This window comes from Streptomyces sp. V4I2 (genome assembly GCF_030817655.1).
GTDB classification, from domain to species: Bacteria; Actinomycetota; Actinomycetes; order Streptomycetales; family Streptomycetaceae; genus Streptomyces; species Streptomyces plumbiresistens.
The window spans coordinates 6699426-6721313 of sequence record NZ_JAUSZM010000003.1 but is presented as its reverse complement, the minus strand read 5'-3'; the positions used below and the strand labels follow the sequence as shown (position 1 = coordinate 6721313).

The 21888-nt window shown below is 69.6% G+C and carries 18 protein-coding genes and 1 pseudogene; 9 read left to right on the top strand and 10 right to left on the bottom strand.

Annotated elements, in window-relative coordinates; translation table 11 throughout:
- Positions 1 to 41: 41 nt before the first annotated feature.
- Genes QFZ76_RS31910 through QFZ76_RS31900 form a run of 3 tightly spaced genes read right to left on the bottom strand, consistent with a single transcriptional unit; the run spans position 42 to position 3663 of the window.
- Positions 42 to 980, bottom strand: a complete 939-nt coding sequence (locus QFZ76_RS31910; RefSeq protein WP_307676934.1) for an N-acetylneuraminate synthase family protein — start codon at positions 978 to 980, stop codon at positions 42 to 44.
- A 14-nt stretch (positions 981 to 994) separates the two neighbouring features.
- Entirely contained in the window at positions 995 to 2248 is a 1254-nt protein-coding gene (locus tag QFZ76_RS31905) for an N-acylneuraminate cytidylyltransferase (RefSeq protein ID WP_307676933.1), read from the bottom strand.
- 35 nt (positions 2249 to 2283) lie between these two features.
- Positions 2284 to 3663, bottom strand: coding sequence for a DUF6716 putative glycosyltransferase (locus tag QFZ76_RS31900; RefSeq protein ID WP_307676932.1), 1380 nt, complete (start codon positions 3661 to 3663; stop codon positions 2284 to 2286).
- Between the two features lie 198 nt (positions 3664 to 3861).
- Between QFZ76_RS31900 and QFZ76_RS31895 the strand changes: the two genes are divergently transcribed.
- The 4 genes from QFZ76_RS31895 to QFZ76_RS31880 all read left to right on the top strand — a co-directional run bounded on the left by QFZ76_RS31895 (position 3862) and on the right by QFZ76_RS31880 (position 9024).
- Positions 3862 to 4848: a glycosyltransferase family 2 protein gene (locus QFZ76_RS31895; RefSeq protein ID WP_307676931.1), complete on the top strand. Its 987-nt coding sequence runs from the start codon at positions 3862 to 3864 to the stop codon at positions 4846 to 4848.
- Positions 4848 to 6182, top strand: a complete 1335-nt coding sequence (locus tag QFZ76_RS31890) for an alpha-2,8-polysialyltransferase family protein (RefSeq protein WP_307676930.1) — start codon at positions 4848 to 4850, stop codon at positions 6180 to 6182. The genes QFZ76_RS31895 and QFZ76_RS31890 overlap by 1 nt, the downstream gene beginning before the upstream one ends.
- Before the next feature lie 137 nt (positions 6183 to 6319).
- A complete protein-coding gene (locus QFZ76_RS31885) occupies positions 6320 to 7306 on the top strand; it encodes a hypothetical protein (RefSeq protein WP_307676929.1) in 987 nt (328 codons plus the stop codon).
- Positions 7307 to 7329: 23 nt separating this feature from the next.
- Positions 7330 to 9024 (top strand): phospholipid carrier-dependent glycosyltransferase, encoded by a 1695-nt coding sequence (locus QFZ76_RS31880; protein ID WP_373464548.1) that lies wholly within the window; start codon positions 7330 to 7332, stop codon positions 9022 to 9024.
- Positions 9025 to 9210: 186 nt separating this feature from the next.
- On the opposite strand, the gene QFZ76_RS31875 is transcribed toward QFZ76_RS31880, so the two are convergent.
- On the bottom strand, positions 9211 to 9624 hold the full coding sequence (locus QFZ76_RS31875; protein WP_307676928.1) for an ATP-binding protein: 414 nt from the start codon (positions 9622 to 9624) through the stop codon (positions 9211 to 9213).
- Between the two features lie 197 nt (positions 9625 to 9821).
- Between QFZ76_RS31875 and QFZ76_RS31870 the strand changes: the two genes are divergently transcribed.
- Both QFZ76_RS31870 and QFZ76_RS31865 read left to right on the top strand, forming a co-directional pair.
- A complete protein-coding gene (locus tag QFZ76_RS31870) occupies positions 9822 to 10658 on the top strand; it encodes a helix-turn-helix transcriptional regulator (RefSeq protein ID WP_307676927.1) in 837 nt (278 codons plus the stop codon).
- 7 nt (positions 10659 to 10665) lie between these two features.
- A complete protein-coding gene (locus QFZ76_RS31865) occupies positions 10666 to 10851 on the top strand; it encodes a DUF397 domain-containing protein (RefSeq protein WP_307676926.1) in 186 nt (61 codons plus the stop codon).
- A 61-nt stretch (positions 10852 to 10912) separates the two neighbouring features.
- Here QFZ76_RS31865 and QFZ76_RS31860 read toward each other — a convergent pair whose 3' ends face one another.
- From QFZ76_RS31860 to QFZ76_RS31850, 3 genes are read right to left on the bottom strand one after another with little or no spacing between them, the layout of a single operon-like run.
- A complete protein-coding gene (locus QFZ76_RS31860; protein WP_307676925.1) occupies positions 10913 to 11041 on the bottom strand; it encodes a hypothetical protein in 129 nt (42 codons plus the stop codon).
- 32 nt (positions 11042 to 11073) lie between these two features.
- On the bottom strand, positions 11074 to 13407 hold the full coding sequence (locus QFZ76_RS31855; protein WP_307676924.1) for a glycosyltransferase: 2334 nt from the start codon (positions 13405 to 13407) through the stop codon (positions 11074 to 11076).
- A complete protein-coding gene (locus tag QFZ76_RS31850; protein ID WP_307676923.1) occupies positions 13404 to 14873 on the bottom strand; it encodes a glycosyltransferase family 29 protein in 1470 nt (489 codons plus the stop codon). Before QFZ76_RS31850 ends, QFZ76_RS31855 begins: the two co-directional genes overlap by 4 nt.
- A gap of 228 nt (positions 14874 to 15101) precedes the next feature.
- Here QFZ76_RS31850 and QFZ76_RS31845 point away from each other — a divergent pair, with 228 nt between their 5' ends.
- Positions 15102 to 16217: an acyltransferase gene (locus tag QFZ76_RS31845; protein ID WP_307680189.1), complete on the top strand. Its 1116-nt coding sequence runs from the start codon at positions 15102 to 15104 to the stop codon at positions 16215 to 16217.
- A 55-nt stretch (positions 16218 to 16272) separates the two neighbouring features.
- Here QFZ76_RS31845 and QFZ76_RS31840 read toward each other — a convergent pair whose 3' ends face one another.
- Positions 16273 to 16923, bottom strand: a complete 651-nt coding sequence (locus QFZ76_RS31840; RefSeq protein ID WP_307676922.1) for a TetR/AcrR family transcriptional regulator — start codon at positions 16921 to 16923, stop codon at positions 16273 to 16275.
- A 71-nt stretch (positions 16924 to 16994) separates the two neighbouring features.
- On the opposite strand from QFZ76_RS31840, the pseudogene QFZ76_RS31835 reads away from it, so the two are divergent.
- Positions 16995 to 18432, top strand: a pseudogene (locus QFZ76_RS31835) (FAD-dependent oxidoreductase).
- 11 nt (positions 18433 to 18443) lie between these two features.
- Here the strand turns inward: QFZ76_RS31835 and QFZ76_RS31830 are convergent.
- The gene (locus QFZ76_RS31830) at positions 18444 to 19019 is read right to left on the bottom strand and encodes a Uma2 family endonuclease (RefSeq protein WP_307676921.1); all 576 of its coding nucleotides are present in this window, start codon (positions 19017 to 19019) and stop codon (positions 18444 to 18446) included.
- Positions 19020 to 19112: 93 nt separating this feature from the next.
- Entirely contained in the window at positions 19113 to 20693 is a 1581-nt protein-coding gene (locus QFZ76_RS31825; protein ID WP_307676920.1) for a methylmalonyl-CoA mutase, read from the bottom strand.
- Positions 20694 to 20933: 240 nt separating this feature from the next.
- Between QFZ76_RS31825 and QFZ76_RS31820 the strand changes: the two genes are divergently transcribed.
- Complete coding sequence (locus tag QFZ76_RS31820; protein ID WP_307676919.1) at positions 20934 to 21752, top strand: L,D-transpeptidase family protein; 819 nt, start codon at positions 20934 to 20936, stop codon at positions 21750 to 21752.
- Positions 21753 to 21888 lie beyond the last annotated feature (136 nt).

Sequence of the window (21888 nt, the reverse complement as noted above, 5' to 3'; positions counted from 1 at the left end):
GACCGTCCCGTCGTAACCGATTCTGTGGGGGGTGGGGTGGCTCAGACCGAGACCGGCTCGCCCGCCGCCGCCGCGATCTCCGCCTCGGCGACGACACCGCTGACGCGGCGCAGCTTCTTCATCGGGCCGAGCTCGGACTCGTAGACCTTCTTGACGCCGTCGCCGAGCGAGGCCTCGATGGTGCGGATGTCGCGGACCAGGCGGGTCAGGCCCTGCGGCTCGACGGAGGCGGCCTGGTCGGAGCCCCACATGGCGCGGTCGAGGGTGATGTGGCGCTCGACGAAGGTGGCGCCGAGGGCGACCGCGGCCAGCGTGGTCTGCAGGCCCGTCTCGTGGCCGGAGTAGCCGATCGGGACGTTCGGGTACTCGCCCTGGAGCGTGTTGATCACGCGCAGGTTGAGCTCCTCGGCCTTGGCCGGGTAGGTCGAGGTGGCGTGGCAGAGCAGGATGTTGTCGCTGCCCAGGACCTCGACCGCGTGGCGGATCTGCTTCGGGGTGGACATGCCGGTGGAGAGGATGACCGTACGGCCCGTCGCGCGCAGCTCGCGCAGCAGCTCGTCGTCGGTCAGGGAGGCAGAGGCCACCTTGTGGGCCGGGACGTCGAACTTCTCCAGGAAGGCGACGGCCTCGTTGTCCCACGGGGAGGCGAACCAGTCGATGTTCTTGGTCTTGCAGTACTCGTCGATCCGGCGGTACTCGTCCTCGCCGAACTCCACGCGGTGGCGGTAGTCGATGTACGTCATCCGGCCCCAGGGGGTGTCGCGCTCGATGTCCCACTGGTCGCGGGGGGTGCAGATCTCGGGGGTGCGCTTCTGGAACTTGACCGCGTCGCAGCCGGCCTCGGCGGCGGCGTCGATCAGCTTGAAGGCGTTCTCCAGCTCGCCGTTGTGGTTGATGCCGATCTCGCCGGTGATGTAGACGGGCCGGCCGGGGCCGGCGGTCTTCGAACCGAACTGACGCAGACGGGAGTCGGTGCTCATGGCAGGAACGTTCCTTAACTGTTGAGGGAGTCGAGAGAGGGGCCGAGGATCCAGCTGGCGATCTCTCGGATCGCGCCGTCGCCACCGGGCACGGTGGTGACCGCGCGTGCGGCGCCGCGCACGACGTCGTGGGCGCTCGCGACCGCCACGGGCCAGCCGACGAGGGCGAAGCACGGGAGGTCGTTGACGTCGTTTCCGACGTAGAGCACGCGCTCAGGCGCGATGCCCTGCTCCTCGCACCACTGCTTCAGTGCGAGGTCCTTGCGGTCGATGCCGTGCAGGACCGGGATCCTGAGCTTCCGGGCCCGGGCGGCGACGACCGGGTTCTGCTCCGTGGAGAGGACCAGCATGTTCAGGCCGCTCCTGCGCAGGGCGGCGATGCCGAGGCCGTCTCCGCGGTGCACGGAGACGAACTCCTTTCCATCGGCGTCGATCAGCACCCGGTCGTCGGTCTGGGTGCCGTCGAAGTCCAGGACGACCGCGTCGATGTCGTCGGCGGCCGGGAGGGCGCCGGGGCGGCCGGCGTCGAAGAGGGGGGCCAGCGCGCGGGCGCGGGCCAGGTCGTGCGGGTCGTCGATCTCCAGCACGCGGGCCGGGTCGGTGCGGACGAGTTCCGTGTGGCCGAAGAAGCGGTGCTGGTGCTTGCGGAAGCCGGCCGCGTCCATCGCGTAGGCGGCGCCGGTCTCCAGGAGGTCCTGGGGGCGGTCCTGGCGGCGGGGGCGGAAGGACTTGTCGTGGTTGACGCCGTGACCGCCGGTCACCTCACCGGAGCCGGCCGCGTCGTCGGCGTAGTCCGCGTCGCGCCAGATGAACCCGTGGAAGGGCGCGACCGTCACCGCGGTGTCGGCGCCGTTCTCGACGACCGCGCCGGCCACCCCGTCGATGTCCTCGCGGACGATGAACGGGCTGGTGCACTGCACGAGCAGTACCACGTCGACGGCCGCCCCGTGCAGGGCCTCGTGGGCCTCCATTGCGTGCAGGACCGCGGCCTCCGAGGTCGCCAGGTCCCCGGCGATGGCGGCGGGCCGCAGGACGACCTCCGCGCCGGCCTGGCGGGCCGCGGCGGCGATGGCCTGGTCGTCGGTGGAGACGACGACGTCGGTCACCAGCCGGGTGGCGCGGCACTCGCGCACGGCCCGGACCACCAGCGGGACACCGCCGACGGGGGCGAGGTTCTTCGCGGGTACGCCCTTGGAGCCGCCGCGCGCGGGGATCACCGCGAGCACCCGGCGCACCGAAGCGCCTTGGCCCGCTTCCGGGTTGGACATGGCCTGTACTCCTAGGGAAGGGATCGGGGCGCCGCTCACAGCTCGCCCATCCGCCGGATGACGGGGGCGACCCGCTGCACGCCGTGCCGGTAGGCGCCGCGCGCCGCCCGGCGCACGATCTGCCGGACCGGGCCCGGCTCCTTGTCGGCGGCGGGGGCGCCGGGCAGCGGGCTGCCGTCGGGGCCGAGGTGGTGGCGGGCGAGGATGCCGGGCAGATAGCCGGGCGCGGTCGCGGGTGTGTAGTACGGCGTCAGCGGGGGCAGTTCGGGCGCGGCCAGCAGCTTGGCGATGCGCTCGCGGGCCGCCTCGAAGGCCGTCGCGTACGAGCCGTCCGTGGCGACGCCCTGCCGGGCCACCCACTCCTCGTCGGGCGCCGGCCGGTGACCGGCGTCGAGCTGGTCCCAGGAGGCCAGGCACCCGGAGCCGACGAAGTGGTGGTTGCCGAGCACCTCGCGAACGCCGAGGTCGGTCAGCACGACGGTCGGGATGCGGCGGTGCAGGGATTCCAGGGCGGCCGTCGAGCTGACGGTCACCAGCAGGTCGGTGCGGTCGAGGACCTCGCCCATGTGGCCGTAGACGAGACGGAAGTTGGGCGGCACGTCGGAGCGCTGCGCCAGCTTCTGGTAGGGCAACTCCTCGATGTGCGTGGTGTGTTCGCCCGGCTTGGAGCGCAGCTTCAGCAGCACCTCGCGCTCGGGGAACATCCGCGCGTGCCTGACGAGCCGCTCCAGCAGGTACGTACGGTCCTTGCGGCTGTCCGGGACGGACGGCTGAGCCGCGAAGACCACCGTGTAGGGCCTGCGCCCTTGCTTCGCAGACGAGTCGTGCTCCCCCGTGTAGGGGGCGCCGCCGAGGAACGGGAGTGCCACCTCGGTCACCGACGAGGCGTCGGCGCCCACTCCCTCGTACACCGCGGTGAAACGGTCCGCGTCCTGGCGGGAGTTGGCGAGGACGAGGTCGGCGCCGTGCCGCAGCAGCAGGCCGTCGGCGAGCTTCTCGTAGACGACGCCGACATAGCCGGTGACGACGACGGGACGCTTCTGACGGCCCTCCCAGACCCGCCCCAGGCCGTGCAGCATCGCCTGGACGCCGCCGCCGACGAGGGCGATGACGACGACGTCGTACTCTTCCTCGGCCATGGCCCGCAGGAACTCGACCGCGGTGACCTCGCGCAGCGAGTCGGCCCGCACGCCCACCTCTTCCAGCTGGCGGGGTGTGGGCGTGGCCCGGCCGCGCAGCAGGAACCCGCTCAGCGCGGGGCCCGCTTGCGCGTCGTCGCGCGATGCGGTTTCCATGGACGGGCCCGGCGTGATGCGGTCCGCGGTCAGCGCACCCCATTTCCAGCGGGTGTCCGAGTCCGCGAGGACGGCGATTCGCGGGGTGTTCCTTGTACTTGGTCCTGTACTTGGTGGCACGAGGAAAACGCTAGGAAGCAATTTCTAGGTGCGGCCCAACCAGGAATCAACGAAAAGTTAACAACAGCCCCCCTGGAGCCGAACTGGCCCACGGGAAAGCGGAAAGTACGCGGGATGCACCATTCCGACACATGGAGTTCACCCCCTGTATAGGCACCGTACGGTTCAGCTGCCGGACCGGCTCCTAGGGTTTTGCAGGTGCCAAAGCTTTCCGTGATCGTGCCGTTCTACAACGTGCAGCAATTCGCCCCGGACACCCTCAGAAGCCTTCGGATGAACGCTCGGCGTGACTTCGAGTTCGTACTGATCGACGACAGATCGACGGACGAAACCCCGGCCATTCTCGAACGCGCCGCCGACGAGCTCTCGGACGTCGCCCAGGTGCGTTACATCCGCCATGAGGTGAACGGCGGCCTCGCCACCGCGCGCAACACCGGCCTGGACGCCGCGCAGGGCGAGTACCTGACGTTCCTGGACGGCGACGACTGGCTGGCCCGCGGTTACCTCGCCGAACTGGTGTCGTCGATCGAGCAGTTGGGCTGCGACTTCGTCCGCACCGACCATGTGCAGGCCACCGCCCGCGCCCGGACCGTGCACCGGGCCCCGGTCGGCAGACGCGGCGAGGTGCTGGACCCGCGCGAGGCGATCCTGCCCGCGGACCGGACGACCTCGGTGGACTACGCCTACGCCTGGGCCGGCGCCTACCACCGCCGTCTGCTAGACCGGGGCCTGCTGCATTTCACCGACGGGCTGCGCACGGCCGAGGACCGGCCGTGGATCTGGAAGCTGCACCGCGAGGCCGAGTCGTTCGCCGTGGTGAGCCTGCTGGGCGTGTTCTACCGGCGTGGGGTCGCCTCCTCGCTGACCCAGATCGGCGACGCCCGCCAGCTCGACTTCATCCGCGCCTTCGACCAGGTGATCGAGGAGACGGCGGCGGACCCGGACGCCGGCACCCTGCTCCCCAAGGCGGTGCGCACCTACTGCGCGATCATCGCCCACCACCTCGCGGACGAGTCCAAGTGGGAACCGGCCGTGGCCAAGCAGCTGCGGGCGATGAGCGCGGCGGCGATACAGCGCATGCCGCAGGACGCGCTCGGTGACGTACTCGAGACCATGGACATGCGCCGCTCCTCCAGGCTGCGGCGGCTGCGGCGCCGGGTCACCACAGCGAGGGCGGCCGCCTGATGTCCTCCCGTACCGTGCAGATCTTCTGCGCCTCGACGCTGTACGGCGCCGCCACCCTGGCCGCCGCGATCGACTCCGACCTGTTCGCCGAGCCGGACCGCCGGGTGCTGCTGGTCTTCAACAACTCGGCCAACCCGGAGACCACCCCGGCGCTCGACGAGATGCCGGGCTTCGAGCCGCTGCGCGGCCACTTCGACGAGGTGCTGTCCTGGAACGAGGCCATCCGCCCCTTCCACCCCGGCTCCTGGACCCCGCGCCCGGACGACGTCCCGCTCTTCGAGCGCTATCTGCGCCTCCTGTGGGGCCTCGGCGAGGACCGCGTCGAGCTGGTCCTGGAGTCCATCCAGGTCACCCCCGCCCTCACGGTGGCCCAGCTGTTCACCGGCGCGCCCGTCGACGTCTACGCCGACGGGCTGATGAGTTACGGCCCCACGCGCAACAAGCTCGACCCGCTGGTCGGCACGCGGGTGCGGCGGCTGCTGCACCTGGACCTGGTGCCGGGGCTGCGGCCGATGCTGCTGACCGAGTTCGAGGTGCCGGCGGTCGTGGTGCCGACCCCCGCCTTCCTGAAGGTGATGGGCGAACTCACCACGTCCCTCCCGGAGTTGCCGGTCCTCCCGGACAACGCGGCGCTGCTGCTCGGCCAGTACCTGTCCGCGCTGAACATCCTCTCCGCCAAGGAGGAGGAGGACCTGCACGTGCGGATGATGCGCGGCGCGGTAGAGCGCGGGCACCGGACCATCGTCTTCAAACCGCACCCCACCGCGCCGGCCCGCTACAGCCGCCTCCTGGAGACCGAGGCCGAGAAACTGGGCGTCGACCTCACGGTGCTGGACACGCCGGTGCTTGCCGAGGTTCTCTTCGAGAAGGCGCGACCGGGACTGGTGGTCGGCTGCTTCTCCACGGCCCTCTTCACGGCGGCCGTGTTCTACGACCTCCCCGTCGCCCGCATCGGCACCGAGCCGCTGCTGGACCGGCTCACCCCGTACCAGAACAGCAACCGGGTCCCGGCGGTGCTGGCCGACGCGGTGCTGGCGGACCTGGAGTCCCGGGGCGGCGAGGACCCGATCCCGGCCGAGGATCTCAACGGCCTGGTCACCGCGGTCGGCTTCACGATGCAGCCGCAGATCCACCACCGGCTGCGCCCGGCGGCGGAGCGCTACCTCTCGAAGCACTTCGGGCCGCGCACCCAGCGCTATTTCAAGCGCAAGCGCCTCACGTCGCTGGGGTTGCCGGGGGGAATTCCGGAGCGGTTGGCGTTTCTGCCGCGCAGTTCGACGGCGCGCCGGGTGGTGCGGCGGGCACGGGCACTGAAGAAGGCTGTGAAGCGCTGAGCGAAGTGTGGATGAATTCACGGATAAGGCCAAGGAAACAACGGCACATGATCGAGCGTCTCCGTGGATTCCATGGCTAGGCGGTGTCCGTGACTCTAGGATCACGGACACCGCTTACCGAATCCCGCGAGGAACTCATGACGAAGCTCGGCCGACTCTACTCGATGTTCGACAGCGTCCAGCTGCCCGACAACCTGCCCTATACCCAGTGCAGCACCTGGGAATTGCAGTTCCTGTACCTCGTCGGGCGCCACACCCTGTCGGGCGAGGGCCACATCGTCGAACTGGGTTCCGGTGGCGGCGGATCGACGTACGCCCTGGCCATGGGCCTGAAGGAGAGTCCGGTCTTCGACGAGAAGACCGGGCGCCTGCACGCCTACGACTTCTTCCGCGTCGGCAAGGGCACCTTCGCCACGGAGAAGTTCTTCGACTCCGGTCACAAGCCCGAGGACGACAACTCCTTCCTGAACGACTTCCGCGGCCGCCTGGAGCCCTTCCTCCCGTTCCTGGAGATCCACGCCGGCGACCTCTGGCAGACCTCCGACCCGAACGACACCACGCCCGTCGAGTTCCTGCACATCGACATCGCCAAGACGGCCAGGGTCTTCCGCTGCGTCTCCGAACGCTTCCTGACCCGCATGCGCCCCGGCTCGGTCGTCCTCCACCAGGACTTCGCCGGCCCGCGCCTGCCGTGGCTGCACTGGAGCACCGGCGCGCTGCTCCCCTACATCGAGATCGCGGGTCCGCCGATCCGCTCCACGCTGGCCTTCGAGGTGACGAAGCCGATCCCCGAGGACGTCCTGAAGTCCATCTCCGAGGACACGTACACGGTCGACGAGAAGCTCGCCCTCATCTCCGCCGTCCAGGACCGCATCGACCGCGACCACACCGGCGGCATCCCCTTCAAGTCCGTCCTGGAACTGTCCAAGGCGTACGTCGCCCACTACGACGGCCAGCACAAGCGGGCCTGGTCCATTGCGAGGCCGCTGCTGTCGGACGAGTACCTGAGCAGGACTCGGGCGGACCATTTCGAGCAGCTCAAGAAGGCGTACGAGACCGACCGCGGGTCGGCGTCCCGGGTGTCGCCGGTGACCCGACTCAAGCGGCTGGTCCGCAGAGGGTGACATCAAGACTGGACGTGGGTGCTGTGCGGACGGAGACCGTCTCGGACAGTGCCCCTGGGAACATCGGGCGGCGCCGAAGACGCCCGGACCGCCTCGCGGCGCTGCGCCGACACCGGCGGCCGGTGTTCGCGCTCGCCGTCGTGACGCTCCTCGCGCAGATGGCGGTGGCGATGGTCACGACGGCCGTGGAACAGACCCCGACCATCGACGAACCGGTGTACGTCGGCACGGCCACGGTCTACCTGAAAGAGCACAGCCTTCGGTACAACCCGGAGCATCCGCCGCTGGGCAAGCTCATCATCGCGACCGGTGTGGTCATCGCCGACCCGCACCTCGGAAGCGAACTCCCCGCCCACCAGAGCAGACTCGGACGCAAACTGCTGTACGAAACCGGCAACGATCCGGGGCATCTGATGCTGTGGGCCCGCCTGCCGATGATCGTGCTGACGCTGCTGTTCGGGCTGGTCGTCTGCGTGTTCGCCCGCGACCTCACCGGCCGCGTGGGCGCTCTGGCGGCGCTCGCGCTGTACGCCTTCTCGCCCGACGTCATCGCCCACGGGTCACTGGCCACCCTCGACGTGCCCGCGGCGGGCTTCGTTCTGACGTCGGTCTGGCTGACCTGGCGGGCGCGTCGGCGGCCGGGGGTGTACCTGCCCCTGGCGGGCGCCGCGCTCGGAGCGGCCCTGGCCACCAGGATGAGCACCCTGCCGGCTGTTCCCGTGGTTCTCCTCCTCGCCGTGCTGTCCGTCCTGGCGGCCCGGCACACCGCCCCGCGCCGCCTGGCACGACCGCTCGCGCTCGGCGTCGCGTGCGCGGCCGGGATGACGCTGATCGCCATCTCCGTGGTGTGGGCCTCCTACCTCGTCGTCGACCCGCGGCTGCGCTGGACCGCGCCCGCCGACATGCCGGAAGTACACGGTCTGCGGGCCCTTGCCGCCGACTGGCTGCCGCTCCCCCGCGAGTACCAGGACGGGATGCTGCTCCAGTTCGGCAAGGAGGAGGTCGTGGTGCGGGCCGGCTTCCTCTACGGCCGGTCCTACTACGGCGCCCTCTGGTACTACCTGCCCGCCGCCCTGCTGGTGAAGACGCCGCTCGGCATGCTCGCCCTGTGGGCGGCCGGTGCCGTGGCCCTGTGTGCGATCCGGCGACTGCGGCCCGCGGTCCCGTACGTGCTGCTTCCCACGGCCGTTCTGCTCGCCTCGGCCATGACCGGCGACCGCGACCTCGGTGTCCGGTACGCGATCTTCATGCCGCTCTTCCTCGCCGTCGCGGCGGCGGCCATGATCGCAGTCCGGCGGAGATGGGCGTACGCCGTGACGGCGGTGCTCGTCGCGTTCGTCGGCGTCAGTTCGCTCAGCACGTACCCGTATTACCTGCCGTACGCGAACGAGGCGTTCGGCGGGCCCGCGAAGACCCACCTGTGGCTGCACGACTCGAACGTCGACTGGGGCCAGGACCTCGGACGCCTCGCCGACCGCCTGCGGCAGCGCTACCCGCACGAGACGGTCTGGCTGGTCTACATGGGCAGCGGCGAGCCCTCCTCCTACGGCATCCACGCCTCCGACCCGCTGACGGTCTCCCCGGACAAGGTGCGCGGCCTGCTCGTCGTCTCGGACTCCGAGGCCGCCACGGCAGAGGGCCCGCTGGCCGCGCTGATCGAGAGCAGCAGGGCGGTGGACGAGGTGGGGCACTCGATCACGATCTATCGCCGGCCCTGATGTTCCGCCCCGGGCGTCTGTATCGCCCACGTACCGGGGGGGAAGGCCGCGGGCGTCGCCCGCCTGGCTCCAGTGTTCGGAGTAGCCCGGCGCGCCCAGGAGCGAGAAGGTCTGCACGATGCCCGCGTCCGTGGCCGTGCCGATCTCCTTGCCGGGTACGCCGACAGCCGGCAGCATCGTCGTGGCTCAAGCCGCAGCGAGCTCACACCACACGTACTTCCCCCGGTTCCCCTCCCTCGCCAACGGCTGCCAGCCCCACACATCGGCGCACGCCCGCACCAGGGCCAAGCCCCGCCCCTCCTCCATGTCCGCGAGTTGCTCCAGGTGTCCCGGTGGCTCGGGCGGCTCCGAGTTCGCGTCCCACACGCCGAGCCGCAGCACGCCCGCCGACCAGCGCACGCGCAGTGCGGCAGGCCCCTTCGTGTGGCGTACGGCGTTGGAGACCAGCTCCGTCGCGAGGAGTTCCGCCACGTCCACCACGCCGATCAGGCCGTGCATCGTCAGGATCAGTCGGAGGGTACGGCGGCTTACGGTGACGGCTCGGGGGTCGTTCGGGATGTAGAGCGAGTACTCCCAGGGTTCCTTGCTGGTTTCGGGCATGCGTGAACTCCGTTCGGCTGCTGGGGGGTTGCGGTCAGCGGGCGGTGGCATTGCCGCAGCCGTCATGGCAGGACGGAGTGGTGCGCTTCCGGGGTCCCGATGTTCCGCAGAGTGTGCGTCGCATCACTGAAGGTAGGCGTAACGTGTAACGCCGAGCAAGCCGATCGCGTAACTCGACCCCGAACGAGGAGCTGTTGATGTCCCAGAGGCGCGAACCAACCGCACGTCAGATGCGCCTGGCGATCGAACTGCGCAGGCTCCGCCAGACGGCAGGACTCACCACCATCGAAGCAGCAGCACTACTCGGGGTGAATCGCGTCCAGATGAGCCAGATCGAATCCGGACTCGTGGGCGTGAGCAAGGAGCGAGTGCACCGCTTCGCATCCCACTACGCCTGCACGGACAAGGGGTTCATCGACGCCCTGGCGGCGATGGCCACTGACCGAACCCGTGGCTGGTGGGAGGAGTACCGGGGCCTGTTGCCCAAGCCATTCCTGGACCTGTCCGAGCTGGAGCACCACGCCCGTTTTCTACGCAGCATGGACATGCTGTTCGTACCTGGCCTGCTTCAGACGGAGGACTACGCACGTGCCCTCTTCTCGGCCAGGCTGCCCGAACTCACCCACGAGGAGCTTGAGTTGCGCATCCGGCACCGAAAGGCACGCCAGGAGAACACGATCTCGTACGAAGCGGTCATTCATGAGGCGGCGCTTCGGATCAGGGTCAGCGACCGTGCCACCTCGAAGTCCCAACTCGCCCGGCTCCTCGAACTCTCCGAAGCGGACCACATCACCGTGCGCGTCATTCCATTCGACCTGGACGACTTCGCCAGGGCGTCGAGCACGATGACGTACGCGGGCGGACCCTTGCCCAAACTGGACACAGTGGTGCGGGACGCACCCCATGGCTCAATCCTTCTCGATGCCGAAGCCCAGCTCAACATCTATCGAACGCGCTTCCGTATGGTGGAGGCCGTATCAATGGACCCCGTACGGTCGCGTGACTTCATCCACGAGCTGGCGAGAGAGCTGTGAGGCACCCATGGACAACTGGCGGAAGTCGTCCTACTCAGGCGAAGGCGACGGGAACGCCTGCGTGGAGATAGCAAACTCCCCCACCCAAGTCGCCGTCCGCGACTCCAAGGCCCCCACCCGAGCCACCCTCACCTTCAAGGCCGACGCCTTCTCCACCTTCGTAAAGGCCACCGCCCAGACGCCCTACGAGTGACCCAACTCCGTCGCAACCTCACCGGAGACAAGGGCGGCATTCCGGACTCGGCACCACCTCACTACAGCCGGACGTAGTGAAGGTCGCTGGTCAGCCGCCAGGTGAGTACGGTGGGCACCACGGCCGCCACGGCAGGCAGGGCGACCACCAGCCACCAGTACGGTGACCGGTGGCCGCCCCAGGGAGGCACCGTCGACCAGGGCAGTCGTCAGGCGCCGGCCGTCAGCCGCCCAGAATGGCCCGGAGGTCCGCCGCGTTCGCCTCCGTGACCTTCCACAGCTCCTGCTGCCGGCCATGCACGTCGGCGACCGTCGCCGCATGGTCGGCGAGGAGGTCCTTGGAGCGCTCCACCAAGCGGGCGGCGAGGTGCCGGTCGTGCACAGAGACGCCCCACTCGGGGCGCTCGATGTCCCGCAGGAAGTACGCCATCTTCGGGTGCGAGATCAGGCTGATGATGGGCGTGCCGACGCCGAACGGGATCATGCCGGCGTGGCCGCGCATGCCGATCACCAGCTTGGTGCGGGCGTACACGTCGCGGATCTCGTCGTTCTCGAAGTCGTACATCGGGATGACGGGCATCGAGATGCCGTGCTTGCGCCGCAGGTCGAAGGCGATCTTCTCGTCGTCGAGCGAGTGCGCCACGCACTTCACCTCGGCGAGCTCGCCCAGGTCCCGGACCGCCTGGGCCATCTGGGCCAGGAAGTAGTCGTAGTCGTGGCCGAAGCGCAGGCCCGCGCGGTCGTAGGCGGCGTTGATCAGGATGGTGTCGTCGCGCGTCAACGGGTCCTGCCAGTCCGCCACCAACTGCCGCATGACCGTCGTCGGACACGGCTGGAAGCGCACCTTGTCGTGCAGGTGAGAAGGCAGCATGGCGCGCACCTTCTCGATCGAGCCGTGATTGCGCAGCCCGAAGAAGGAGGACTTCTCGACGAGCAGACGCAGCGACTCCCGGAACCTGCCCGCCCGGTACGACTGGCCGTCGAAGGCGTTGAAGCCCACGGCGAAGACCGCGATCGGCACGTCGATACGATTCAGCAGCTCGTCCGGGACGTTCCACTGCCAGGCGCTGTTGCCGTTGGGCATGGTGTCCGGGATGAACAGGCCGCCGCCGCCGATGACCAGGCCGCGCCGGGAGTTCACGCGCTCCAGGGCCGCCTCGTCGAAGAGGCGGTGGGCGTGCACCGAGTGCCAGCGGCGCGAGGTGGTGTCGGGGTCGAAGGCGAGGCGGACGGTCTCCGGGAGGAGCTTGTCGCCCGCGTTGCCCTGCCGGTCCATGTAGAAGGCGACGTGCGCGAGCTGTTCCTCGGCGGCGCCCTGCTCCTGCGCGGGCAGGCCGGAGGCGCGCTGCGCCCAGAGCCGGCTGGAGCGGTGGGTGATGTCGACGGACAGGCCGGCGGTGGCGTACTTGAGGGCCGCGGTGTTGTCGCCGTGCACCCAGGCCATCTGGGCGAGGCGGGCGTAGGCGGTGGCGGCCCGGTTGGGGGCGGCGGTGGCGAGCAGCAGCTGGGCCTTGGCCTCGTCGTAGCGCGAGACGCTCATCAGGGCGTGGCCGAGCACCTCGTGCGGCCAGGCCGCGTCCAGCGGGATCTTCACACTGCTGAGGATGTCGACGGCGTCCTGGTAGTCGCCGGTCGAGATGTGCGCGGCGGCGACCTTGCGGGCGGCCTCGACGTCTGAGGTGCGCTTGACGTGCGGGGTGCCGAAGTGGACGAGCAGGTCGTGGTGGAGGCCGCCCGACTTCGAGAGGTACTCGGCGTGGAAGTCGGCATCGTCCAGCTCGAACTCGCGCCAGCGGTCCTCGGCCTGGCTGTAGCCGGCCTCGCCGCCCTGCCACGGCTTGTGGCGGCCGGTGAAGTGCAGGATCGCGGTGTCCTCGGGGACCGGGAGGTCGCCGGACAGGCGCCGCTTGACGAAGTTGTAGCGCGCGTCGAGGCGGATGAAGTCGCCGTCGAGGACCGCGTTCAGGATGCCCTGGTCGTGCTTGTCGAGTTCGTAGTCGCCGCTGCGTCCGGTGGCGTCGAGCTTGGCGCAGAACGCGTCGCTGAGGTACTCGCGCTGGACGACCAGCAGGCCCGAGTTGAGCTTGTGCTGGCCGTAGAAGAACTGCGAGACCGCCGCGAGCCCTTCGCGCAGCTCCAGCAGTTCGCTCAGGTCGCCGAGGACGACCATGTCCGTGTCGAGGGTGATGACGGTGTCGTACTCGCGCAGCCGGAAGACGTCCAGGATGAAGTACGCCTTGCGGACCAGGTAGTTGTCCTGGTCGCCCTTCTTGTACGAGTCGTAGTGCTCGGCGTTGACCCGGCGCAGCACGATCCGCGGGTGCAGGTCGCGGATCTTGGCGATCGAACCGGGGCGCAGGTCGTCGTAGAGGACGACGAAGTCCTCGCACACGCCCGGGTTGGACAGGGCGAGGCTGCGCAGCAGGACGAGGAAGCCGGGGAGGTAGTTCTCGTCGACGTAGCTGGCGAAGGCTGTGCGGCGCTTGCCGGTGAGGGCGTGCGCGTCGGTGGCCGGGGCCAGGGGGGCGGCGGTCCCGGTCGGGGAGATCGTGGTCATCGCAGGGAGATCCTCATGTCGGTCACGCTCTGGCCCCGCTGCATGACCCATGCCTTCTCGCTGGTGTATTCGTGCACGGAGGTGATGGCCAGCTTCATCGCTTCCTGGACGCGGTAGGCGCCGCTCTCGTAGAAGTCGAAGCCGATCAGGTCGAGGGTCGGGCTGACGTCGAGGAAGTCCAGCAGGTACAGCATGTTGAAGCCGGTGGTCGGGATGCCCGACCAGACGTCGGTGCCGAGCTTGCCGATGTTGCGCACGGGCCAGCGCAGGGACTCGTCGCCGAGATACGTCTGGGCGCCGGGGACCAGGCGGTTGCGCAGCGAGTGCTTCCAGTCGCCGGAGACGCCGCCGAAGACGAGCCGGGTGTCGACGGGCTTCTCCCAGTTGAAGCCGTGCTTGTGGATCGTGGCGTGCAGGTCGGTGCGGCTGCCGGTGTGCTTCGGCTCGATCCTGTACGAGTTGAAGCGCACCACGAGGTCGTACGCGTCGATCTCCGCGCCCATGGAACTGGCCCCGACACGGCCGGAGTTGGCGATCAGGCAGACCGACTTGCCGGCGATCCGGTTGCGGAACTCGCCGAGGCTGATCCACTGCACCCCGCCGACGGTGGGGTCCTCGACCGGGCCGCGCATCCGCATGCGGCGCTGCTCGGCGTAGAGGGCGATCGCCTCGGTGAGCGCGGGCAGGTCCCCGCTCCCGGTGTTCTCGGCGGTGCGCAAGTCGAGGTACTGGCTGAGGAGTTCCTGCCGGTCGGTGGCCGGGGCGTCCTCGGCGGCCAGGCTGAGGAGCGCTCCCACGAGCCGGGGCTCGGCGGCCTGCCAGTCGCCGACGGCGTGCGCGGCGAGGCCTTCGGCCCAGGTGTCGGTGGCGGGGCCGCGGGTGAACTGCTCGGCGCGCGGGCACTGGCGCCGGAGCAGGCTCAGCAGTTCCCGCTCCTTGTCCTGCGCCGCGCGCAGGCCGGCGATCCGGGCGCGGACGCCGAAGCCGTCGTCCTCGGTGAGGGCGAGATACCGCTCGTACGCCTCCACCGCCTCCTTCTCCTCGCCGAGCGCCTCCAGGAGGCGGGCGCGCAGGCGCCAGCCGGCGCGGGAGTTCTTGCGCTGGGCGAGCACGGTGTCGCTTATGACGAGCGCGAGGTTCAACTCGTCGTCGTAGCCGCACTCCAGCGCCTTGTTGGCGACGGCGAGCAGGGCGTCGAGGAGCTCGTTGCCGAGACCGGCGGAGGGGGCCGCGGCGCCCTTGACCGCCCGCTTGAGCAGGGCGGTGGCGCCGGCCGGGGCGGGCGCGGGGGTACCGGTGGAGGTGGTGCCCCATACGACGAGCAACTTCCTCAGCTGCTCGGCGAGTTCGACGCGGCGACGGTCGATGCTGCCGACGAGTTTGCCGCTGTGCACAGCACAGGCGCGCAAACAGTCGTCCAGCTCCCCTCCGCGCACACGTGCCCGTCTGTTCTGGACCCTCGTCATGGCACTCCTGATTTTGCCGCGTCTGTGTTGCGCGATTCGCTCTTTATTAGCACGTGGGGGGAGGTTGAGAGAAAGTTAGGAAACCAAGGCAAAGTCCAGGTGAATTCGCAGAGACCACCCGGACAACCGTCACCCCGCGGCACCGGATATCCCGGTGATTCGGACTAATGTGCTCCGGGTACCGCAGGAGCGCCCGGCGCGTCGACCAAGGGGAAATTCGTGACCAGCATGACCGTCCGGCCGGCGCCCGACGCGCCCGCGGCCGCTCTGCCGGAGCGGCCGGTCCGCCGGGAATCCCGGCTGCGCGCGCTCGACGGACTGCGGCTGGTCGCGGCGCTGATGGTGGCGGTCTATCACTACGGCGGCCGGGGCGGCGAGATCACCCAGGCCTGGGAGAGTTCGCCGAAAGAGCAGTTCCCCACGCTGCACACCTATTTCGCGTACGGCCCACTCGGTGTCCAGATCTTCTTCGTGATCAGCGGGTTCGTGATCTGCATGAGCGGCTGGGGCCGGCCCCTGAAGTCGTTCTTCGCGTCCCGCGTCTCCCGCCTGATGCCGGCGTACTGGGCGGCGGTCGTGCTCGTGACGGCGGTGTTCGCGCTGCCGATGGTCTTCTACAAGGCGGTGTCGCCGAGCGACGCACTGGTGAACCTGACGTTGCTCCAGGAACCGCTGGGCGTGGACCGGGTGCTCGGCGTGGACTGGACACTGTGGGCCGAGGTCCGCTTCTACGCGCTGTTCGCGCTGTGTGTGGTACTGCCCGGGGCGTCCCGGCGGCGCGTGATCATGTTCTGCGCCGGCTGGACACTGGCGGCGGCGATCACCCAGGGCGCCGACCAGCCGCTGCTCGACATCCTCTTCATGCCGGAGTACGCCCCCTTCTTCATCGGCGGTGTCGGCATCTACCTCGTCCACCGCGACCGGCGGGACGTCCACGGCTGGGGCATCGTCGCCGTGAGTTTCCTGATCGGGCAGCACTACGCGGTGCGCAGCCTGTGGAACGCCGCCGACCCGAACGCCTTCGCCCACCGCACCTCGCTCGGCATCGTCCTCGTCGTCGCCTTCGGCTTCGTGGCGGTCACGGCGATCGCGCTGGGCTGGTTCAACTGGGCGAACTGGCGCTGGCTGACGGTCGCCGGGGCACTGACGTACCCCTTCTACCTCGTCCACGAGCATCTCGGCTGGGTGGTGATCCACACCCTGCACATCCGGCTCGGCCTGCCCTCGGCGGAGACCTTCGCCCTGACGATCGGGGCGATGCTGCTGCTGGCGTGGCTGCTGAACCGGTACGTGGAGAAGCCGTTGACGCCGAGGCTGCGGGCGGCGCTGGCCAGGGTGCGCTGAATCCCGGTCCAGGATGCGCTGAACCCCAGGTCCAGGATGCGCTGAACCCCGGTTCTCACCCGGCGCGGTACCGCGCCTCGATCCCCGCGATCAGCAGGGCCAGCCCCTCCTCGAAGTGCCGGTCGTAGTCCTGGAACAGCTCCGCGCCCGCCTGGGCCGACAGGGGGAAGTCGGCCAGCAGGCGGGCGCGTTCGTCGAGGTCGTAGCCCTCGCGGCGCTCGTCGGGCAGGGGCTGGACGCCCTGTTCCTCGGTGACGAAGCCGAGGGTGTACAAGTACGTCGTCGAGGTCGCCCGGACCGCCTGGGCCAGGGTGAGGCCGGCCGCCGTGAACAGACGCAGGTTGTCCTCCATCTGCTCCGCGTGCTCGATGCCGGTGAAGCGTGAGCCGCTGAAGACCCGGGCGCCGTGGCGGTAGCCGAGCAGCGCCGTGCGCAGGCCGCGGTTGGTCTTCAGCAGCCGCTCCTGCCAGGTGTCGCCGGGGTCGAGGGGCGGCGCGGCGATCATCCGGCGGTACATCTCCGTCGCCATCTCGTCGAGCAGCGCCTGCTTGTCCTTGAAGTGCCAGTACAGGGCGGGCGCCTTGACGTCCAGCTCCTTGGCGATGCCACGCAGGGTCAGGCCGTCCAGGCCCACCTCGTTCAGGAGCTTCAGGGCGGTGTCCGCGACCCGCTTGCGGTCCAGGGGTGCTCGGCGTTCCGTGTTCACACTTGACAGCTTAACGGCGTTAAGGGCACTGTCGTCACCGACGGAACTTAACAACGTTAAGGAGAGCAGCTGTGCAGACGGATGTACTGATCGTGGGCGCCGGCCCCTCCGGCCTCGCCCTGGGCATCGACCTCGCCCGGCGGGGCGTGGACGCGCTGGTGGTGGAGCGGGCGGAGAGGCTGTTCCCCGGCTCGCGCGGCAAGGGCATCCAGCCGCGCACGATGGAGGTGTTCGACGACCTCGGCGTGCTCGACGCGATCCTCGCGGGCGGGGGCAGCTATCCGATCGGGATGGTCTGGCAGGACGGGAAGCGGGTGGGCGAGCACCGGATGTTCGACCCGGCCGAGGCGACCGAGGACTCCCCGTACACCGAGCCGTGGATGGTTCCGCAGTGGCGCACCCAGGAGATCCTGTTCGCGCGTCTGGAGGAGCTCGGCGGGCGGGTGGACTTCGGCCGGGAGGCGGTGGGGCTGGAGCAGGACACCGAAGGGGTGACCGTGCGCTTCGCCTCGGGCCCGGATGTGCGTGCCCGGTACGCCGTCGCCGCCGACGGCGGCCGCTCGGCCGTGCGCCGGGCGCTCGGCATCGGCATGACCGGCGAGACCGTCGACCCGAGCCCGACCCTCGTGGCGGACCTCCGGATCACCGGCCTGGACCGCGACAACTGGCACATCTTCCCGCCGAGCGGGGACGGCGACGGCTTCCTGGCGATCTGCCCGCTCGCGGGTACGGAGGACTTCCAGGCCGTCGCCCGGTTCCCCGAGGGCAGCACGGTGGACCTCTCCCTCGACGGCATCCGCAAGGTCGTCGCCGGCCGCTCCCACCTCGCCCCCGAGGACGTCACGGAGGTGCGCTGGGCCTCGGACTTCCGCCCGCGCGCGGCCCTCGCGGACCGCTTCCGCTCCGGCCCGGGTCTTCCTCGCCGGGGACGCGGCACACATCCACTCGCCCGCCGGGGGCCAGGGCCTCAACACCAGCGTCCAGGACGCCTACAACCTGGGCTGGAAGCTCGGCGCGGTGCTGAGGGGCAACGCCCCGGCCTCACTTCTGGACACCTACGAGGAGGAACGGCGCCCCATCGCCACCGAGATGCTCGGCCTGTCGACAAGCGTCCACCGCGGGGAGACCGAACGCGGCGAGGCCACTCGGCAGTTGGGCCTGCGCTACCGGGACTCGTCACTCACGGAGGAGACCCGGGCGGCCGTGACCGGAGTACGGGCGGGCGACCGCGCACCGGACGGCACGGTGGCAGGCGTGCGGCTCTTCGACGCGTTCCGGGGACCGCACTGGACACTGCTGGCACTGGGTACGGAGGCGGCACCCGAGCTGGGTACGGAGGCGGCACCCGAGCTGGGTGCGGAGTCGGTGCACGTCGTCCGCGGACCGGCCCAGGAGCCGTACGGGACAGGCCTGTTCCTCGTACGGCCGGACGGCTACGTCGGCTGGGCGAGCGACTCGGCGGCCGGGCTCGGGGGCTACCTCACGCGGCTGGGCCTGAGCCGGGCCTGACCGGCGCCCTGTCATCCGTCGAGGAGGGTGTCAACGGAGAGTTCGACGCGAACGCCGACGGATTCCGGAACGGGCACGCTCTGGCCCCGCTTGAAGCGCTGAAGGCCGGGATACTTTCCGTCGACCGGGTCGGTGTAGAGGAGGACCTCGCCATGCTTGCGGTCGGCGATGAGGTACGCCGGGATGCCGGCCTCGGCGTAGCACTCGACCTTGGGGCCGAGGTCGTCGGACCAGTTCGACGACGTTACTTCGACGACCATACGGAAGACGTTGGGTGCGTAGTAGTTCTTCTTGACGTGGGCGTCGCGGAAGTCCGCGTCGACGATGGAGAAGTCAGGGATCGCGAAGTCCTCAGGCAGCATGGGAAGCCAGAGGCCGATCCCCTGAACGTACTCATGCCCTGCCTCAACGATCCCCGCCCGGTCGAAAGCCCTGCCCAGTTTCGTCAGCGACAGCTGGTGCGTGCCATCCGGCGGCGGTGTCGCAGTGAGCCTCCCCTGGAGAATCTCCACGCGGTGGCCAGGCAGTGCACGGGCAAGCTGGTCGGCAGCCTCGCCCAGGGTCAGCTCCTGCTGCAGTACGGCCATGGCGTCCTCCATTTCGGGGCCCACTCTGCAACGGGCGTAACCGGAGGCACGCAGATTCAGCTCGTGATCACTCATACGGAGTGATCGCCCAGCTCAGAAGGCATCGCTCGGCACGTAGGTGCCCCAGATCGCCCGCAACGCGTTGCAGACCTCGCCCACCGTCGCCCGGGCCCGCAGCGCGTCCTTCATCGGGTAGAGGACGTTGTCCTCGCCCTCGGCGGCCTTCTTGAGGGCGTCCAGGGCCGCGTCCACCGCCGCCTGGTCCCGCTCCGCACGGAGTTTCGCCAGGCGCTCCGCCTGCTGTGCCTCGATGGCGGGGTCGACGCGGAGCGGCTCGTAGGGCTCCTCCTCGTCGAGCTGGTAGCGGTTGACGCCGACCACGACCCGCTCGCCGGAGTCGGTCTCCAGCGCGATGCGGTAGGCGGACCGCTCGATCTCGCCCTTCTGGAAGCCGTGCTCGATGGCGTCGACCGCGCCGCCCAGCTCCTCGACCTTGGCCATCAGCTCGATCGCCGCGGCCTCCACGTCGTCGGTCATCTTCTCGATGACGTAGGAGCCGGCGAAGGGGTCGACCGTCGCCGTCACGTCCGTCTCGTAGGCAAGGACCTGCTGGGTGCGCAGCGCAAGCCGCGCGCTCTTGTCCGTCGGCAGCGCGATCGCCTCGTCGAAGGAGTTCGTGTGCAGCGACTGCGTGCCGCCCAGCACCGCGCCCAGGCCCTGGACCGCCACCCGGACCAGGTTCACCTCCGGCTGCTGGGCCGTCAGCTGCACGCCCGCGGTCTGCGTGTGGAAGCGCAGCATCAGCGACTTGGGGTTCTTCGCGCCGAACTCCTCCCGCATCACCTTCGCCCAGATCCGGCGGGCGGCGCGGAACTTGGCGACCTCCTCCAGGATCGTCGTACGAGCCACGAAGAAGAAGGACAGCCGGGGCGCGAAGTCGTCGACGTCCATGCCGGCCGCGACCGCTGTACGGACGTACTCGATGCCGTCGGCGAGCGTGAACGCGATCTCCTGTGCGGGCGAGGCACCCGCCTCGGCCATGTGGTAGCCGGAGATCGAGATGGTGTTCCACTTCGGGATCTCGGCCTTGCAGTACTTGAAGATGTCGGCGATCAGACGCAGGGAGGGCTTCGGGGGGAAGATGTACGTCCCGCGCGCGATGTACTCCTTGAGCACGTCGTTCTGGATCGTGCCCGTGAGCCGGTCGGCGGTGACGCCCTGCTCCTCGCCGACCAGCTGGTACATGAGCAGCAGGAGGGCCGCCGGGGCGTTGATCGTCATCGACGTGGAGACCTTGTCCAGCGGGATCCCGCCGAACAGCACCCGCATGTCGTCGATCGAGTCGATCGCCACGCCCACCTTGCCGACCTCGCCGCTCGCGAGCGGAGCGTCGGAGTCGTGGCCCATCTGGGTGGGCAGGTCGAAGGCGACCGACAGACCCATCGTGCCGTTGGCGATCAGCTGCTTGTAGCGGGCGTTCGACTCGGTCGCGGTACCGAAGCCGGCGTACTGCCGCATGGTCCAGGGGCGGCCGGTGTACATCGAGGGGTACACGCCCCGGGTGAAGGGATACTTCCCCGGCTCGCCCAGCTTCTCCGCCGGGTCCCAGCCCTGAAGAGCCTCGGGACCGTACACCGGCTCGATGGGCAGTCCGGACTCCGACTCGCGCGCCATGGTGTGCTTGCCTCCCGCTGAGCTGTTACTCGCCGGTTACGGTCCGACCCTTCGACGGACTGTAGCGGTGGGCGTGCACCCGGTGGAGGGGAGCACGCTGGGACCTTGCTCACAGGACTTTTGCGGTCCCGGTCACAACAATGCCGCGCCGTTCGCAACCAGTCATCCGGGGGCAGACATCTCAGGTGGCATCGGCGCACATCGGTGAGACGACGGGGGGTCGCTGTGCGTACTGAGGGCATGGGGAGATGGTTCGCCGCGCTGCTGGCCCTGGCCGCGCTGAGCGCCTGTACGGTGCGGGCCGCCGACGGGGACGGCAAGCAGGACTCGCCGGTGCGCATCGAACTTCCCGGCAGCAGTCCCTCGGCCACTCCGAAGGACGACAAGCCGAGCTCCGCGCCCACCGAGAAGGAGACCGAGCCCGCGCCCCAAGTCCTCTGGTCCCGGGGCGACACCGGCCGGGACGTCCGTGAGCTCCAGGCCCGGCTGCGGCAGGTGGCCTGGCTCTTCGACGGGCCGACGGGGTCGTACGACGAACTGACCGAGCGGGCGGTCGAGGGCTTCCAGGGCAAGCGCGGGCTGCCGAAGACCGGCGAGACCGACACCGTCACCTGGCAGCGGCTGCTGAGGATGACACGGGAGCCGGGCAAGTGGGACCTGTATCTGATGGGCGGGCAGCAGGCCGACGCACCGGATCCGCGCTGCCTGACCGGGCGGGTGCTGTGCATCAGCAAGTCGAGCCGGACCCTGCGCTGGATGATCGACGGGCGGACGGTCAGCACCGTGGAGGTCCGCTTCGGTTCGCAGTACACGCCTACCCGCGAGGGCGTGTTCAGCGTCTACTGGAAGTCCCGGCACCACGTGTCGACGCTGTACGACTCGCCGATGCCGTACGCGATGTTCTTCAGCGGCGGCCAGGCGGTGCACTACTCCTCGGACTTCGCGGCCCAGGGATACGGGGGTGCCTCGCACGGCTGCGTCAACGTACGGGACGAGGCGGCGATCGCGGACCTGTTCACACAGGTGCGGAACGGCGACAAGGTCGTCGTCCACTGGTGAGGCGCGAGGAGAGAGGTATGGGGCGCGGGCGGGACCGGGGGAACGTGTCCCGCCCGCGCCTAGGTGCACGAGCCGCGAGTACGGGGGGAACCCCGGCTCTGTGCGACGGCCGATGACCAGTCGGCTCACTCATTAC